Annotated in this window: 10 protein-coding genes and 1 pseudogene; 4 read left to right on the top strand and 7 right to left on the bottom strand. The window is 23.7% G+C overall.

Annotated elements, in window-relative coordinates:
- Positions 1 to 22: 22 nt before the first annotated feature.
- From lon to AUT07_RS01520, 5 genes are all read right to left on the bottom strand, one after another.
- Positions 23 to 2,365, bottom strand: a complete 2,343-nt coding sequence (gene lon / locus AUT07_RS01540) for an endopeptidase La (protein ID WP_066283277.1) — start codon at positions 2,363 to 2,365, stop codon at positions 23 to 25.
- 170 nt (positions 2,366 to 2,535) lie between these two features.
- The gene (gene clpX / locus AUT07_RS01535) at positions 2,536 to 3,834 is read right to left on the bottom strand and encodes an ATP-dependent protease ATP-binding subunit ClpX (protein WP_066283275.1); all 1,299 of its coding nucleotides are present in this window, start codon (positions 3,832 to 3,834) and stop codon (positions 2,536 to 2,538) included.
- Between the two features lie 120 nt (positions 3,835 to 3,954).
- Positions 3,955 to 4,596, bottom strand: a complete 642-nt coding sequence (clpP, locus tag AUT07_RS01530; RefSeq protein ID WP_066283272.1) for an ATP-dependent Clp endopeptidase proteolytic subunit ClpP — start codon at positions 4,594 to 4,596, stop codon at positions 3,955 to 3,957.
- 559 nt (positions 4,597 to 5,155) lie between these two features.
- Entirely contained in the window at positions 5,156 to 6,472 is a 1,317-nt protein-coding gene (tig, locus tag AUT07_RS01525; protein WP_066283268.1) for a trigger factor, read from the bottom strand.
- A 386-nt stretch (positions 6,473 to 6,858) separates the two neighbouring features.
- Positions 6,859 to 7,164: a BolA family protein gene (locus AUT07_RS01520; RefSeq protein ID WP_066283267.1), complete on the bottom strand. Its 306-nt coding sequence runs from the start codon at positions 7,162 to 7,164 to the stop codon at positions 6,859 to 6,861.
- A 1,350-nt stretch (positions 7,165 to 8,514) separates the two neighbouring features.
- On the opposite strand from AUT07_RS01520, the gene folE reads away from it, so the two are divergent.
- The gene (gene folE, locus AUT07_RS01515) at positions 8,515 to 9,183 is read left to right on the top strand and encodes a GTP cyclohydrolase I FolE (RefSeq protein WP_066283265.1); all 669 of its coding nucleotides are present in this window, start codon (positions 8,515 to 8,517) and stop codon (positions 9,181 to 9,183) included.
- 555 nt (positions 9,184 to 9,738) lie between these two features.
- On the opposite strand, the pseudogene metG reads toward folE, so the two are convergent.
- Positions 9,739 to 11,391, bottom strand: a pseudogene (metG, locus tag AUT07_RS01510) (methionine--tRNA ligase); the annotation flags it as partial.
- 1,108 nt (positions 11,392 to 12,499) lie between these two features.
- On the opposite strand from metG, the gene dcd reads away from it, so the two are divergent.
- The 3 genes from dcd (at position 12,500) to AUT07_RS01495 (ending at position 16,698) form a co-directional block, all read left to right on the top strand.
- Positions 12,500 to 13,090, top strand: a complete 591-nt coding sequence (gene dcd, locus AUT07_RS01505; RefSeq protein ID WP_066283260.1) for a dCTP deaminase — start codon at positions 12,500 to 12,502, stop codon at positions 13,088 to 13,090.
- Positions 13,091 to 13,602: 512 nt separating this feature from the next.
- On the top strand, positions 13,603 to 15,009 hold the full coding sequence (gndA, locus tag AUT07_RS01500; protein WP_066283257.1) for an NADP-dependent phosphogluconate dehydrogenase: 1,407 nt from the start codon (positions 13,603 to 13,605) through the stop codon (positions 15,007 to 15,009).
- A gap of 216 nt (positions 15,010 to 15,225) precedes the next feature.
- Positions 15,226 to 16,698 (top strand): DASS family sodium-coupled anion symporter, encoded by a 1,473-nt coding sequence (locus AUT07_RS01495; RefSeq protein ID WP_066283254.1) that lies wholly within the window; start codon positions 15,226 to 15,228, stop codon positions 16,696 to 16,698.
- Positions 16,699 to 16,827: 129 nt separating this feature from the next.
- On the opposite strand, the gene trpS is transcribed toward AUT07_RS01495, so the two are convergent.
- The gene (trpS, locus tag AUT07_RS01490) at positions 16,828 to 17,880 is read right to left on the bottom strand and encodes a tryptophan--tRNA ligase (protein ID WP_066283251.1); all 1,053 of its coding nucleotides are present in this window, start codon (positions 17,878 to 17,880) and stop codon (positions 16,828 to 16,830) included.
- Between the last annotated feature and the right edge of the window lie 286 nt (positions 17,881 to 18,166).

The following is an 18,166-nucleotide window of genomic DNA, read 5'->3' as shown; positions in this document are numbered from 1 at the left end:
ATTAATTTTATAGTATTTAGAGCTATTTGTTTTCTTTAAAAGGACAGTTTTGTAACGCAATAAAAAAAACTTCCTCAATTGTTTTGACTGGATAGATTTTTAAGTTTGCTACCACATTTTGAGGTATTTCTTCTAAATCACGTAGATTATCATTAGGAATTAGTACTATTTTTATGCCACCTCTATGAGCAGCTAATAGTTTTTCCTTTAAACCACCAATAGGTAATACTAATCCACGTAGTGTTATTTCTCCAGTCATAGCGACATCTGCTCTAACAGGATTTCCTATCAAACAAGAAACTAATGCTGTACACATTGCAATACCAGCACTAGGGCCATCCTTTGGTGTTGCTCCTTCAGGAACATGTACATGAATATCTCTTTTCTCGTAAAAATTACTGTTTATACCTAACTTTTCTGCACGTGCACGTACTACAGTTAATGCTGTTTGAATTGATTCTTGCATAACTTCACCTAAGGATCCAGTATAAGTTAATTTACCCTTACCAGGAATACAAGCTGTTTCAATAGTTAATAAATCTCCTCCCACTTCAGTCCAAGCTAATCCAGTTACTTGTCCAATACGGTTTTTAGTATCAGCACGACCATAATCGACTTTACGAACACCAAGATAATTTTTTAAATTTTTATCATCAATAAAAATATGTTTTAAGGATTTATCTATTATTAGTTTTTTTACTGCTTTTCTGCATAATTTGGAAATTTCACGTTCTAATCCACGAACGCCAGCCTCACGAGTATAATAACGAATTATACCTATTATTGCACTAATATCTATTGTTAATTCATCTTTTTTTAAGGCATTTCTTTGTATCTGTTTAGGTAATAAATGTTTTTTTGCAATATTACATTTTTCATCTTCAGTATAACCAGAGAGACGAATAACTTCCATACGATCTAATAATGGTGCTGGTATGTTCATTGAGTTTGAAGTTGCGACAAACATAACATCAGAAAGGTCATAATCAACTTCTAAATAGTGATCATTAAATACAATATTCTGTTTTGGATCAAGCACTTCAAGTAAAGCAGATGATGGATCTCCGCGCATATCTGATGACATTTTATCAATTTCATCTAATAAGAATAGTGGATTTTTAACACCAACTTTCACCATTTTTTGAATTAGTTTTCCAGGCATAGAACCAATATAAGTTCTTCTATGTCCTCTAATTTCTGCTTCATCACGAACACCACCTAGTGCCATACGAATATATTTACGACCTGTTGCTTTTGCAATCGATTGTCCAAGTGATGTTTTCCCAACTCCAGGGGGTCCTACTAAACATAAAATTGGTCCATCAATTTTAACGATACGACTTTGTACAGCTAAATATTCAAGAATACGTTCTTTTACACGTTCTAGTCCATAATGATCGTTATCTAGTATTTCTTGAGCTTTTACCAAATCTTTTTTAACTTTACTTCTAGTATTCCAAGGTACTTGTACCATCCAATCAATATAACTTCGTAAAACAGTTGCTTCAGCAGACATAGGTGACATCATTTTTAATTTTTGTAATTCTGATTCTATTTTTTGTCTAGCATCTTTTGGCATTTTAATCTTTTCTATTTTTCGTTTGAATATTTCACATTCATCAGGTATATCTTCCATTTCACCTAGTTCTTTTTGAATTGCTTTCATTTGTTCATTTAAGTAATATTCACGTTGACTTTTTTCCATCTGTTTTTTTACACGATTACGAATACGTTTTTCAACTTGAAGTAAATCAATTTCAGATTCCATTAATGCCATTAAATATTCGAGACGTTCAACTACATTAGACATTTCTAGTACACGTTGTTTATCAGCTAATTTAAGTGGCATGTGTGAAGCTATTGTATCTGCTAATTTATCTGATTGCTCAATATTATGTAATGATGTTAATACCTCTGGAGGAATTTTTTTATTTAATTTAACATAACCTTCAAATTGATTTATAGTTGTTCTATTTAGTACTTCTTGTTCTTTTTCATCGATATTAGGAGAGTTAAAATGCTCAGCTTGGGCAAAAAAATATTCTCCATTGTCTGTTAACATAGTAATTTTTGCACGGCGTAAACCTTCAACTAATACTTTAACAGTACCATCTGGTAGTTTTAACATTTGTAAAACAGAAGATACTGTTCCTACAGAAAAAAGATCATTTATACTTGGTTCATCAGTTGATGCTTCTTTTTGAGCTACTAGCATTACTTGTTTATTATGTTCCATTGCTGCTTCAAGACAGTGAACTGATTTTTCCCGACCAACAAATAATGGGATTACCATATGTGGATAAACCACTACATCTCTGAGAGGCAGTACAGGAATTTCAATGCGTTCGGAACGCTCAAGATTCATAAGGTTTTCTCTTCGTTTATCTTAAACCAATTTTAGGGTTTCCTTAAAAGTTTTGAGAAACCTCAATTTTAATATAAGGTTATATAGGAATAAATTATTGACATTCAATATCCTGATTTATTTTTGTACAAATAAAATAGGAAAAATATTTTATTTTTAATCAATAGTTATTAATATTTATTTTTGCATGATGCTTGCATATCAGATTTACTATAAATTACTAGAGGTTTCGTTTTCCCGTTTACAACCATTTCATCAATTACTACTTTCTTAACATTGTTCATAGATGGTAAATTATACATAGTATCTAGTAAGGTATTTTCGACAATTGAACGTAAACCACGAGCTCCTGTTTTTCTTAATAAAGTTTTTTTTGCAATTGCTTTTAATGCTTCTTCACGAAATTCTAGATTAACACCTTCCATTTCAAAAAGTACTTGATATTGTTTAGTTAACGCATTTTTAGGTTTTTTAAGAATTTGAATTAATGCTGCCTCATTTAATTCTTCTAAAGTAGCTATTACAGGTAACCGGCCAATAAATTCAGGAATTAAACCAAATTTAATTAAATCTTCTGGTTCAACTTGAGAAAATAATGTATCTATTGTTATTTTTTTAGATCCTGATTTTATATCAGCTGAAAACCCAATTCCTGAACATGTATTTAATCTTTGCCTGATAATTTTATCTAGCCCTTCGAATGTCCCACCACAAATAAATAGAATTTTTGAAGTATCTACTTGTAAAAATTCTTGTTGTGGATGTTTTCTACCACCTTGAGGTGGTACAGCAGCAATAGTGCCTTCAATAAGTTTTAGTAAAGCTTGTTGAACTCCTTCTCCTGAAACATCTCTTGTAATTGATGGATTATCGGATTTACGAGATATTTTATCGATTTCATCAATATAGATAATACCTTTTTGAGCTTTTTTTATATCATAATTACATTTTTGTAAAAGTTTTTGAATAATATTTTCAACATCTTCTCCAACATATCCAGCTTCAGTTAATATTGTTGCATCAGTTATAGTAAATGGGACATTTAAGTATCTTGCTAAAGTTTCCGCTAATAATGTTTTACCATTACCTGTCTGACCAATAATTAAAATATTACTTTTTCCTAGTTCTACTATTTTATTATGAGTATTTTCATCAGAAATATTGCGCAGACGTTTGTAATGATTATATACACCTACTGATAATATTTTTTTAGCATTTTCTTGCCCAATTACGTAATCATCAAGATAATTACGAATTTCATGTGGTTTAGGTAGTAGTATATTTTGTTCCTTATGTTGTTGTGCTATATCTTTTATTTCTTCTCGTATGATATCGTTACATAATTCAACACATTCATCACAGATATAAACTGATGGACCAGCAATTAATTTACGAATATCATGTTGGCTTTTTCCACAAAATGAACAGTGCAGTAATTTTTCTGAACTATCTTTGTGTTGATCTGTCATTCAGATAACCTCACTTTGAAAAATAATTATTTATTTTTGATATATAGATAATAATAATTTTTAATTATGTATAAATTATAATCAATATAATTATATCATATATTATATGATGTTATATATTTATATGTATTCATTACGATTATTACGATTAGTATATATTTTGTCTACTAACCCATAATTAACTGCTTCTTCTGCTGATAAAAAGCGATCTCTTTCAGTATCTATCTCAACTTCTGTTATTTTTTTTCCAGTATGTTTAGCCATTAATTTATTGATTCGATGTTTTATTTTTAAAATTTCTTTAGCATGAATTTCAATATCAGACGCTTGTCCTTGACATCCACCTATAGGTTGGTGTATCATGACACGGGAGTTAGGTAAACAATACCTTTTTTGTTTTTTGCCAGAAGAAAGTAAAAAGGCAGCCATTGAACATGCTTGGCCTATGCAAATAGTACTAACGTCAGGTGTGATAAATTGTATAGTATCATAAATCGACATACCAGCAGTAATAACTCCACCAGGTGAATTAATATAAAGGCATATATCTTGATCAGGATTTTCTGCTTCTAAAAATAGCATTTGGGCTACTACTAAATTTGCCATATAATCTTCAATATGGCCAGTTAAGAAAATAATTCTTTCTTTAAGTAATCTAGAATAAATATCATAAGAACGTTCACCTCTTGAGGTTTGTTCAATGACCATTGGCACTAATCTTAGATTAGGTAAAATTTGATTTTTATTATTAATATATACCATTTAAATTCTCCTAATTAAATGTTAATATTTTAATTATATTTTAATTAATATATCTAATGTCTGGTATTAATATAATAACTATTATAATAAATATTGTTATTTTACAGAAATAATTTTTCTATATAAATATAAATATAAGTTATAAAACAATATATACAGAAAATTATTAGGAGTTATATTTTCATAAAAATTTTTAAATAAATACATATATAATATCAATATATTAATATTACTAATAGCAAAATATTAGATTATTTTCTTCGTTGTTATGTTTTTATTAATGTCAAATGATTTTATCTAATTTTAAATTACTCTAGTTTTAAATAACTAGATACTAGATCTTCTAGTAAAATTAATTAATGTTAGGTGATTTAGTAAGCTTACTGTAAGAAAAATAATAGTATTTATTTGTACTTGATTTAATTTAAATTATCATATTAAATTAATTGATGTACTATAAAATAGTATAAAAATTCAATTAATTAAATATGTATTAGTAATTATTTAATTTTAAAAATTAAAATTTTTGAATAGTTATTAAAAATTTAAATAACTATATTTATAATAATGGATAATATTCATTAATATTAAGCATAAACTCATGAAATTGTATTTCTTTTTTTATTATCTTAACTTTTTCTAAAAGAATGTTAAATACTTGTTCTTCTAGTGCTAAATTATGTACATTTTTCATAAAATTTTTATTTTTTTTGTAATGTTCAATCATAGTTAATGGATTTTCATAAGATGAAGCTATATCTTTGATTATTGATTGAATTATCAAATCATCCGCTATAAGTGAGTATTCACTTACAACTTTTGTTAATAACAATTTTATTATAATACGATGCTTTGCTTGTTTTTCAAATGTGCTGTTAAAAAAATTTGATGATTGTTTTCCATTATTTATTATTTTTTGTTTAACTTGTTTCTGTAGTAGTTTAATTTCATTTTCAATAATAGTATTAGGTAAATTTATTTTATTTTCTTTAATTAAACCATCAAGTATTTGCATCTTAATTTTATTTTTAACAGCATTGTTAAGTGCACGATGCATATTTTTATATATTTCTTTTCTTAAACTTTTTATTGATCCATCATCAATGCCTAATTTTTGTATGAATTCTTTGTTGATTTCTGGTATTATTAGTCGTTCAACTTTTTTTAAATTTATATAAAAATTAACTAATTTGCCTCTCAATTTTTTTGAATAATAATTTGAAGGGAAATGAACATTAATATTGAATTTTTCACCATGCGAATGTCCTAATATGCTATTTTCAAAACTTGGTATCATATATCCTTTACCTATCACTAACTTTATATTTTTGCCATTGGAATTTTTAAATATTTTTCCATTAATTTTACCTTGAAAATCTATAGTAACTCTTGAATTTAAAATTGCTTTTTCTTTACTTTCCTTCCAAAAAGCTTGTTGTTTACGTAACTTTTCTAACATTAAATCAACATCTTTATCTGTTATTACGACAATAGGTTTTTCAACTTTAATATTTTCTAATTTTTTTAATTCAATTTTTGGATAAATTTCAAATGAAACTATATAGATAAAATCTTCACCAATTTTAAATTGTTTATACTGATATTCAGGTACTCCAGCTAGATTGATTTTTTTTTCTTTTATTGCAGTAGTAAAATTACTTTGCATTAGATCATTTAATACATTTTTTAATATAGAATCACCATATATTTTCTTTACCATATTTATGGGCACTTTCCCTTTACGAAAACCATTAATGTTTACTTTTTTTGATATATTAATTAATTCACTATTTATTGCTTTTTCAATATCGTTATTAGGAACAGTAATTGTTATGCGACACTTTAGATCTTGGATTTTTTCGACAAAAAATGGCATATTGTTACCTCAACTAATTTTTAGTTTGTTTTTTTATTTATTATATTAAGAATAGACATATTCAATATGAGTAATTTATATCAATTTAATTATTTTATTTATATTAATTTAATTGTTTTACTTAAGTAAAAAATATTATCTTTTAGTTTTAAAATTTTTTGACATAATTAACAGCATGTAGAAAATTTATAACACATTTAGATAAAATATTAAAATTATTAGATTAACAAATTGAATAATTAATAACATTTTGTTATGAACAATAATTTTTTACAATAAGATAGAAATAAATTTTTTAAAAATTTCAACTATAAATCAATTAAATATTTTAAAATAATTATGGTCATTGAATATTATAATTTGAAATTTAGATATATCTATTTATTTTATAATTTATAGCAAGGAGGAGAAAAATAAACTATTTTTTTACGCTGTTTCCATTCAGTTGGAGTATAAGTATTTAACATTAACGCATGAATTTTACTATATAATTCATTCGCTAATAGTTGATAAACTATTTGATGACGAACGATCATGTTTTGTGAAAAAAATTTTTTAGTTACTATAATTATTTTGAAATGACTTTCTGTGTTGCAACTATTATGTTTGTTACTTTCATCAGAAATCGACAAATATGTTGGTAATAAGTGATTTTTAAGTTTTTTTTCAATTTTTTGATAAATAGTCTGCATAAATTATGTATACCTGAATTTATTGTTGAATTAATTAATATTCAAAGAATATATCTTATATATTTTATAATCAAATTAGATTTATCATAACAGTATTACTTGAAAAGTATGATTTATAATCTATATTAATAGATTCATAAAAATATTTTTATAATATTATTTAATTATTACCTATATCTTTTGTCAAAGAATTTGATTCTTAATCCATTAATTATTTGTTTATTTTAAAAATATATGATTCAATACAAAAGTATATAAAAATAATATATTTAGCAATAGGTTTTTATTTTAATAAACTAAATTTAATATATCATCATTAATATTTTTATTACTAAACTATATATTATTTTAGAAAATAATCTTATTTATGTTATTTTTTATATAAAATTTATAAAAATAATAATTAATTAGGACAAAATATAATATCGATTATTTATAAGATATTAGAAGTATTTTTAAAATAAATTGCATTTGATGTATAGTAAATATATCTTAAGTATTATTAAAAATATTTTTAAAAAATCTAATTATTTGATCTATTATCGCCTTTTTTGTAAAAATTTCTTCTAAATTATAATCCATTATATTTATTATAAGCACTTTGTATATTTTGTTATTATATTTTATTCTAAATATGTATGGATTCTTTCCAATTTTGTGAGTTCATATTTATTAACATGAAAGTTATTGTTTAGCTTAATTAAATTATTTTTTGTATTGATAGATAAGTTATCTAACTTTAAATATTAAATAAATATACTTATTTAATATTGTTTATTTTAATTATTTTAGATGACTAAAATATGTGTATATTTAACTTAAAATTTTAATAAAACTATATTTAAATTTATTAAGTAATTAAACTTTAATTAATAAAACTAATTTCAGAAAACTTATTAGTACTATATATAGTACTATTAATAATAGTATCTTACTAGAAATTTTATTTTAATTTTGATTATGATAATTTTATAAATTAATATAGTGTGCATATTATGCTTTTTTATGTATTTTAACTTTAAATTTAATTATTTTTAACTGTAAGTATTTATGATATATTAATTTTTGTATTTTTAATTAAGTTTATAATTATCATAAATAAATGATCTGAATAGTATCTTATTTTTATAAGATAGAAAGTTTCTATAATTAAAAAAGTTAAATTCATTATATAAAATATTAATTAAATTAATATTTTATATAAAATAAAAAAATTAATTATCAATATAAATTATTTAAATAACATACTAATTTTTAAAAATATTTTTTACATAAATATTTTTTACATAAACATATTTTTATTTCAAAAAAATATGTTTTTTAGTTAAATTTTGTTGTTTGGAGAAATTCATGTCATCAATAAATCAAGAAGTTATTCTTGTTCGCAAAGCACTTGAAGATCACGGTCTTGAAACGCCATTTTTAAGTAAATGTATTAATTCAAATACATGTAAACAACAAATTGAAGAACATATTGGTGCAATGATGCGATTGCTTAATCTAGATCTTAGTAATGATAGTTTGGCTAAAACTCCTAAACGAGTAGCTAAGATGTATGTTAATGAAATTTTTTCCGGTTTAGATTATAATAATTTTCCTAAAATTACTTTAATTAAAAATAACATGGCTTTTGATGAAATGGTAACAGTAAGAAATATAACGTTAACTAGTGTGTGTGAACATCATTTTGTTACTATAGATGGTAAAGCCACAGTATCTTATATTCCCAAAGATAAAGTTATTGGTTTATCTAAAATTAATCGTATTGTTCATTTTTTTTCTCAACGTCCTCAAGTTCAAGAACGTTTAACTCAACAAATTTTAATCGCATTACAAACTTTGTTAGGTGCAGCAAATGTTGCAGTTTCAATTGATGCAGTTCATTATTGTGTTAAAGCTAGAGGTATTAGTGATGTAAATAGCAGCACAATGACAACATCACTTGGCGGTTTATTTAAATCCAGTAAAAATACTCGTCAAGAATTTTTGCGTAATATTTCTCGTTTAAGTAATATTTAAGTATAAATATATACTATGTTTAATATGAAATTTTTTCATAATTTATTATTTTATAATAATAAATTGTTATTTTTATAAAATAGATACAATTATAATATGCTATAATTTTAGTTTAAAAATATAAAAATTTTTAAGTATTGATTATTTGTTTAATTGCAATATTAATGTAATTATAAATTTTAATAATTTTATATACTGACATATATATTTTTTTGTTACATAGCAATAGAATTATTAAAGCGACATTAAAAATATTTTAGGTATTTAAATTAAAATAATGATATTTATATCAAGTTAAATCTATAATTATTTTAATTAACTATTGATTTATAAAATATTATTATATTAAATTATAAGATTTTAAGATATAAAAGATTTTAAATTAAAATTGTTTTATAATTAATATTTATGATTATTAATAAATATGGTTAATTTTTATTTTATGAACGTATCTAATTTAAATAGACTACTAGTGAATAACTTCAGTATATATATAGCACACATATATTAAAATAATTTATACAATTTTATTGTAAATCAATTATTTTTATCGGCGGTTATATTTTTATTAGATTTTTCTAACATAAATGATATTTTATTTATATCTATTCTTTTGAATAGAGTTTTAAATGGTGTAATTTCATGATTTAATAAAGGTTTTTTGATATCATCCCACTCTAGTGAAATATTTAAAAACATCTCTGTTTTATCAATAAGTCCAGGTAATATAGGTTTTAAATATGTCATGATAATACGAAATAAATTGATGCCCATGGAACATACGTTATGTAAAATATTTTCACATCCCGTTTGTTTGGCTATTATCCATGGTTTCTTATCATCAATATAATGATTAGCTATATTAGCAAGCAATATAATTTTATTGGTCGCTTTATTATATTCACGATTACAAAATAATTGACCAATTTTTTTTGATGCAGTAATAAATTTTTGATAAAGTTCTGGTTCTGCTATATTAGATGATAATTTATTATTAAATTGTTTATTGATAAATCCAGCATTTCTTGCTGCTAAATTAACTATTTTATTAACAATATCACTATTTACTTTTTGAACAAAATCTTTTAAGTTAAGATCAATATCATCAATACTAGAAGAAAGTTTAGTAGCATAATAGTAACGTAAACAATCGCTATCAAGATGATCCAAATAATCTCTAGCTGTAATAAAAGTGCCCTTTGATTTGGACATTTTCATCCCATTTATGGTTATATAACCATGAACAAAAATATTAGTAGGTTTACGATAACCTATACCTTCCAATATTGCTGGCCAAAATAGAATATGAAAATATGTAATATCTTTGCCAATAAAATGGTAAAGAGCTACAGTGGAATTTTTATTCCAATAACTATCAAAATCTATATTAGGTTTTTTTTTACATAGGTTTTTGAATGTTCCTATGTAACCAATAGGTGCATCTAGCCACACATAAAAATATTTTTTAGGTTCATTTGGTATTTCAAAACCAAAATAAGGTGCATCACGAGTAATATCCCATTGCTTTAAACCTGTTTTAAACCATTCCTGTAACTTATTTACTACTGGCAATTGTAATATACCTGATAGTGTCCATTTTTTTAGCATATTGTAAAATACTGGTAAATCAAAGAAAAAATGCTTTGTTTCCCGCATCTCAGGTGTGGCACCCGAAATTACTGATCGTGGATTTACTAGTTCCATAGGATTATAAGTTGCTCCACAAATTTCACAATGATCTCCATATTGATTACTTGCTTTACATTTTCGACAAATTCCTATAACAAAGCGATCAGGCAAAAACATCATTTTTTGAGGATCATAAAATTGTAAAATAGTTTTACTTTTAATAAAACCATTCTTTTTTAAAATTAAATAAATTTGTTCAGATAACATCTGATTTTCTATACTATGAGTTGAATAATAATTATCATAACTAATTGAAAACTCAGCAAGATCTTTTTGGTGTTCTTTATTGATTTTACTAATTAATTTTTCAGGATTTATACCTAATTGATTAGCTTTTAACATTATTGGTGTACCATGAGCATCATCAGCACAGATAAAAAAAACTTGCTTGCCTCTCATTCGTTGATAACGAACCCAAATATCTGCCTGAATATGTTCTAACATATGTCCTAAGTGAATTGCACCATTAGCATAAGGTAATGCACAAGTTACTAAAATTTTTTTCGCGGTTATGTTCATATTTTATATTATATTTTTATATCTAGAATTAAGCAAAATTAAATTTTGATGTATAGTCATTATTATTAATAAATTTATGTTTAAATGAATAAATTTTTAATTTTATGTTTTTTAAAATAAATATTTTTTGTTAATTAGATTATAAATTATTTAAATAATTAAATATTGGTTATATTTATATATAAAAACATAAAATTTGAAAAATAATTAAGATGTTAAATAGATTTTCTGATTTAATACTTAAATATCAGTATTTATATTTAAAATATTGTAAGTTTCATATAATTAATCTGTTTTTTATTAATTAATTATTTTTTGTATAAAAAATCTTAATTTATTATATTTAATATTTACTAAATAGTATAGTTACTATATAAGAAAAAGATATTTTTTAACAATTTTAATAGTAAGTAATAAGTTAAAATATCAAAAAAATTTATATTTAATAAATTTTTTTCTGATATTAATTATATTCTTAAATATTATATAAATATATTACAATGGTGAATAAATATTTATTTTTTAATTTATTGTTTTTATTAATAAAAAATTATATAATATTTACTTATTAATATTTCATTTTTTATATTATAAAGTTATTTATTTTTTTACTTAAAACGAAATACTTATAATTAAAATTATTTGATAAATCATGCCATTATTAATATTAATGATTTCATATGCTAATTAAGAACATTATTTAAAAATATTAAATTTGATTTGTATAATATTAAATTTGCTTATAAATATATTTATTATATTTTTTATTAGATATCTCTTTCAATTAATTATTTTACTTAATTGTTTTTTAATTTTAGAATTTTATAAAAATATATAAATAAATTATTATATTTTATATGGTTATAATTATTAGTTGATTGTTATCCAACATAGTTTGATTAAAAAATTTCAGTTAATTATTAAATTTTCTTATTAAAAAATTTAATATTAATTAATATATATTATATATAACCACAATTTTTATTGATTTTAATTTTATTTATATTTTATCAATTTATGTTATTAATGATAAAATACTAAAATTTATATGAATAAATTTTAGTATTATGAATTCCTATTATAAGGAAATAAAATAAGGAAATAAAAAATGCGACTTTGTGATCGTGATATAATTAAATGGCTTGATGAAAAAAAAATAATTATTGATCCCCGTCCATCAATAGAACGTATTAACGGTGCTACAGTGGATATCTGCTTAGGTAATAAATTTAGAATATTTCAAGGATATTCTGCTCCTTATATTGATCTGAGTAGTCAAAAAAATGAAGTTGATTTTGTATTAGATCGAGTAATGAGTTCTGAGATAACTGTAAACTGTAATGATATGTTTTTTTTACATCCAGGTGAATTAGTATTAACTGTTACTTTAGAATCGTTTATATTACCTGATAATATTGTTGGTTGGCTAGATGGTCGATCCTCACTTGCTCGTTTAGGTTTAATGGTACATGTGACAGCTCATCGTATTGATCCTGGTTGGTACGGGAAAATTGTATTAGAATTTTATAATTCAGGAAAATTACCATTAGCATTACGTCCTGGTATGTGTATTGGCGCATTAAGTTTTGAAGTTTTATCTGGTTCTGCAGAACGTCCTTATAATCGTCGTCAAACTGCAAAATATAAAAATCAATATGGTGTGATAGAGAGTAGAATTCATTCAGAAATGTTTGAATAATTATTTATAAATATATAATTTATTAATTAATTTAATGTAAATTAGTTATTTTTTAAAAAGTAATTTAATAATTAATTATCTTTTAAAAATTAGAGATTAATTATATTGTGTCATATTTTATATATATCAAATATGTTTAATAGAAATATTTTATTTTAAAAATAAAAATTTTAGTTATTATACAAACTGATTATTTTTTAAAAGTAAAAATTTTTATGAAAATATTACATTAGAATATCAGTTTATTATTTTTGATAAAAATTATATTTGATCTTTAGTTTTAATGTTATGTAAAATGCTTGTAGTGTCAAAATAATTCAGTAATAATTAGATTATTAATATTAATTGTATTAAATAAATTCTATTTTATTTTTTTTACTTTAGTTATTTTGAATGTATTAGGTGAATTATTTTTTAATATAGTTATGGAATATTATTAGTTATAAACTATTAGGGAATATTCAGTAAATTATAATTGCTATGAGATAATAAAGTATCAAACAGGAGTTGTTATGTTAAAACAACAAATTGGTGTAGTTGGTATGTCTATTATGGGGAGAAGTTTAGCACTTAATATTGAAAGTAAAGGTTATTCTGTGTCGATATTTAATCGATCTAAAGAAAAAACAGATGAAGTAATTAAAAATAATTTAGGTAAAAAATTAATTCCTTTTTATGATGTTAAAGAATTTATTAATTCATTAGAATCCCCTAAACGTATTCTATTAATGATAAAATCTGGTAAAGCAACTAATAATATTATAAGTTTATTAATACCTTATTTAGATAAAGGTGATGTTTTAATAGATGGCGGTAATAGTTATTTTCAAGATACCATACGAAATAGTCAACAACTGGAGGCAAAGGGAATTTTTTTTATTGGAGCAGGTTTTTCTGGTGGTGAAGAAGGTGCGTTAAATGGACCTGCTATTATGCCTGGTGGATCTAAAGAAGGTTATGATTTAATCGCACCTATATTACATCAAATTTCAGCTAAGGTAAATAGTGAGCCTTGTGTCAATTATATTGGTCCTGATGGAGCAGGACATTATTTAAAAATGATACATAATGGTATAGAGTATGGTGATATGCAGCTTATAGCTGAGGTATATGCAATATTAAAAAACATATTAAAGTTAAATAATGAAGAATTATCTAATATTTTTACTGAATGGAATAAAGGTGAATTAAATAGTTATCTAATTAAGATAACTGCTGATATTTTTCTTAAAAAAGAAACAAAAACTGGTCATTATTTAATTGATAAAATACTAGATGAAGCTGATCATAAAGAAACTGGTAAGTGGACTAGTAAAAATGCTTTAGATCTAGAAATATCGCTTACGCTTATTACTGAATCAGTATTTGCACGTTATATCTCTTGTTTAAAAAAACAAAGAATTATAGCATCAAAAATTTTAAGTGGTCCAGTTATAAATTTATTTAAAGGTAATAAGTATGAATTTATTGAAAAGATAAGACGTGCACTTTATTTAGGTAAAATTATCTCTTATGCACAAGGATTTCAGCAATTAAGAATTGCATCAGATAGTTATCAATGGAATTTGAATTACAGTAAAATAGCCAAGATTTTTTGTGGTGGTTGTATAATTAGAGCTCAATTTTTACGAAATATTAGTGAAGCTTATAGTAATAATCCTTTTTTGGATAACTTGATATTAGCACCATATTTTAAAGATATTGCTGATAAATATCATTTGTCATTAAGGGATATTTGCTGTGTTGGTATACAAAATGGCATACCATTAGCTGCATTTAATTCAGCAATTGCTTATTATGATAGTTATCGATCATTTAATTTGCCAGCTAATTTAATTCAGGCACAACGTGACTATTTTGGTGCTCATACTTATAAAAGAATTGATAAGAGTGGTTATTTTCATACTAAATGGATATAAAAATTATATTTAATAATACTTAATAATTATTGTATGAAGTAATTTTATTACTTTTCAAATACGTCTTATTTTTATTATTTAAAACATGAATTTATAATATAATAATGTGTTTTAAATAAATCATAAAAAATATTTTTATATATGTATTTAATAGATTATTTAATAGACTAACTAAACTAGTTTAATGATAAATTTTATAAAATTGGATTATTTAATATGAATAAATTAAATCCATTAAAACTTTTGCCGGCTATTATTGCTATTATGGTGACTTTAATAATTTGGTTTGCTATTCCTGCTCCTAAAGGAATAGCTGTAAATGCTTGGCAGTTGTTGGCTATTTTTAGTGGTACTATAGTAGCAATTATTGGTAAAGCTTTACCAATAGGGGCGATATCTATTATTTCAATTACTTTAGTTGCTGTTACTAAAGTGACTAATCCTAATAATCCTGTTGAAGCAGTTAATGATGCATTGAGTGGTTTTTCAAATCAACTTATTTGGTTGATAGGTATTTCAATAATGATTTCTGTTAGTTTAAGTAAAACAGGATTAGGTACTCGAATTGGTTATTATTTTATTTCTTTATTTGGCAAGAAAACATTAGGGATTGCTTATTCATTAGCAATTGCAGAAACAATATTAGCACCAGTTACACCAAGTAATACTGCACGAGGTGGTGGTATTATTCATCCTCTGATGAGATCTATTGCGACCAGTTTTGGTTCTGATCCCACATTGGGCAGTTCACAAAGAATTGGTTGTTATTTATCATTAGTTAATTTTAATATTAATCCTATTACATCTGCTATGTTTATTACTGCCACAGCACCTAATCCATTGATTGTTAATTTAATTATGGAAAATATAAAACCTCCATTTGAAATTAGTTGGGGAATATGGGCTATAGCTGCATTTGTACCTGGAATAATTTCTTTATTAGTTATGCCATTAATTATTTATTGGATATATCCACCTGAAATTAAAAGAACGCCAGATGCACCAATTTTTGCAAAACAAAAATTGCATACTTTGGGAAAAATTTCATCAGAGGAGAAAATAACTTTATTGGTATTTTTTGTATTATTATTGATGTGGGCTGATGTTCCAGGAATGATTTTTGGTAGTTATTTTAGTGTTAATCTTACAGTTGCAGCTTTTATAGGGTTATCTATATTACTTTGTGCTAATATATTGGATTGGAATGATGTTTTAAAAACTAGAGGGGCTTGGGATACTATTACTTGGTTTGCTGCTTTAGTTATGATGGCATCTTTTTTAAGTAAGCTTGGTTTGACTAATTGGTTTTCAAAAACAGTTGGTAATGCAATTAATTATGCTGGTATTAGTTGGATTTGGGGCACACTACTACTTATTTTAGTATATGTTTATTCTCATTATTTTTTTGCTAGTACTACAGCTCATATTATGGCAATGTTTTCTGCTTTCTTTAATGTTGGATTAGAACTAGGAGCTCCACCTATTTTATTTGGTTTAATTTTAGCTTTTTCTTCATCGTTAATGATGTCATTAACACATTATTCAACAGGTACTGCTCCTATTATTTTTGGATCTGGTTATGTTGCTTTATCTAAGTGGTGGAAAATAGGTTTTATCTTAAGTATAACTAATCTTTCTATTTGGATTCTTATCGGTAGTTTATGGTGGAAAGTATTAGGATATTGGTAAAACATATAATTGAAATAATATAAAATAAATATTTTTATTTTATATGTTATAGTGTGTTTTTGTTTTAGATAATTATCTTAATAATTTTTATCTAAAATAATAATATATTTTACTAAATTTAATAATTAATTAAATGCTATTTTTTATAGGATTATAAAAAAATCCAATTGCATCATAAACCTTATTCAAGGTAATTTTAGCTTGCTTTTCTGCTCTATTAGCCCCATCTATAATAATATCAAGTAATAATTTTTCATTATTACGAAATTCATAAAAGCTACTTTGTATATTTATTAATAAATCTGAAATTGCTTCAGAAACTGTATTTTTAAGTTCAATATATCTTTTGCCAGCAAATTGTTTTTCTATTTCAGAAATAGAAAGATCTGTCACACCTGAAAGAATATTTATAAGATTAGAAATACCAGGTTTGTTTTCTAAATCATAATACACTAGTGATGATTTATCAGAATCAGTAACAGCACCTTTTATTTTTTTGTATATAGATTTTGGATTTTCTAATAACGTTATTATATTATTATAATTAATATCTGATTTTGACATTTTTTTGTATGGTTCTTGTAAAGACATAATTTGTGATCCTATTGTAGGAATTACTGGATCAGGTATAGTAAATATATCACCGTATAAAGAATTAAATCTTTGAGCAATATTTCTGCTTAATTCTAAATGTTGTTTTTGATCTATACCCACTGGTACTTGATTTGTTTGATATAGTAAGATATCCGCAGTCATTAATACTGGATAATTAAATAATCCAGTATTAATGTTGGTAAAATTGTTTTTTAGTTTCTTTTTAAATTGTGTCATACGTTTTAATTCACCAAAATAGGTATAACAATTAAGTATCCAACTGAGTTGACTATGTTGTGGAACATGAGATTGAATAAAAATAATACTTTTTTTAAAATCAATTCCACAGGCTAAATATAAGGCTAATGTATCTAATATACGCCTTCTTAATTCTTGTGGTTTTTGACGAGTTGTAATGGCGTGTTGATCAACAATACAATAAATACAATTACAGTAATTTTGCATATAAACCCAATTACGTAATGCACCAATATAATTACCAATAGTGAATTCTCCAGATGGTTGTGTTCCACTAAATACTATAGATTTTTTATTTTTATTATTTAATTTTGCAGTATATATATTCATATGTGAATTCCATAATAAATGCAGTAATCTTAAGTATAAAATTATCTAGATATAATTTATTTTATTTAGTAAAAAATCAATTATTATATATATTTAATTTACAATTAATGTATAAATTAAATCATGAATTTTATTTATATAAATTATCGATCAGTTTTATTATTATTAATTTAAAATAATGTTTTTATATTTTATTGTAAGATAATTTATAGTTTTATTAATTTAATATTTAACATGTTAAGTTGTTAATATTATAAAAAAAAGAAAAATTTTACGTAAGTTATAA

It is taken from the genome of Candidatus Arsenophonus lipoptenae (genome assembly GCF_001534665.1).
GTDB classification, from domain to species: Bacteria; Pseudomonadota; Gammaproteobacteria; order Enterobacterales; family Enterobacteriaceae; genus Arsenophonus; species Arsenophonus lipoptenae.
The sequence above is the reverse complement of the archived record's forward strand: the minus strand, read 5'-3'. Positions and strand labels throughout refer to the sequence as shown.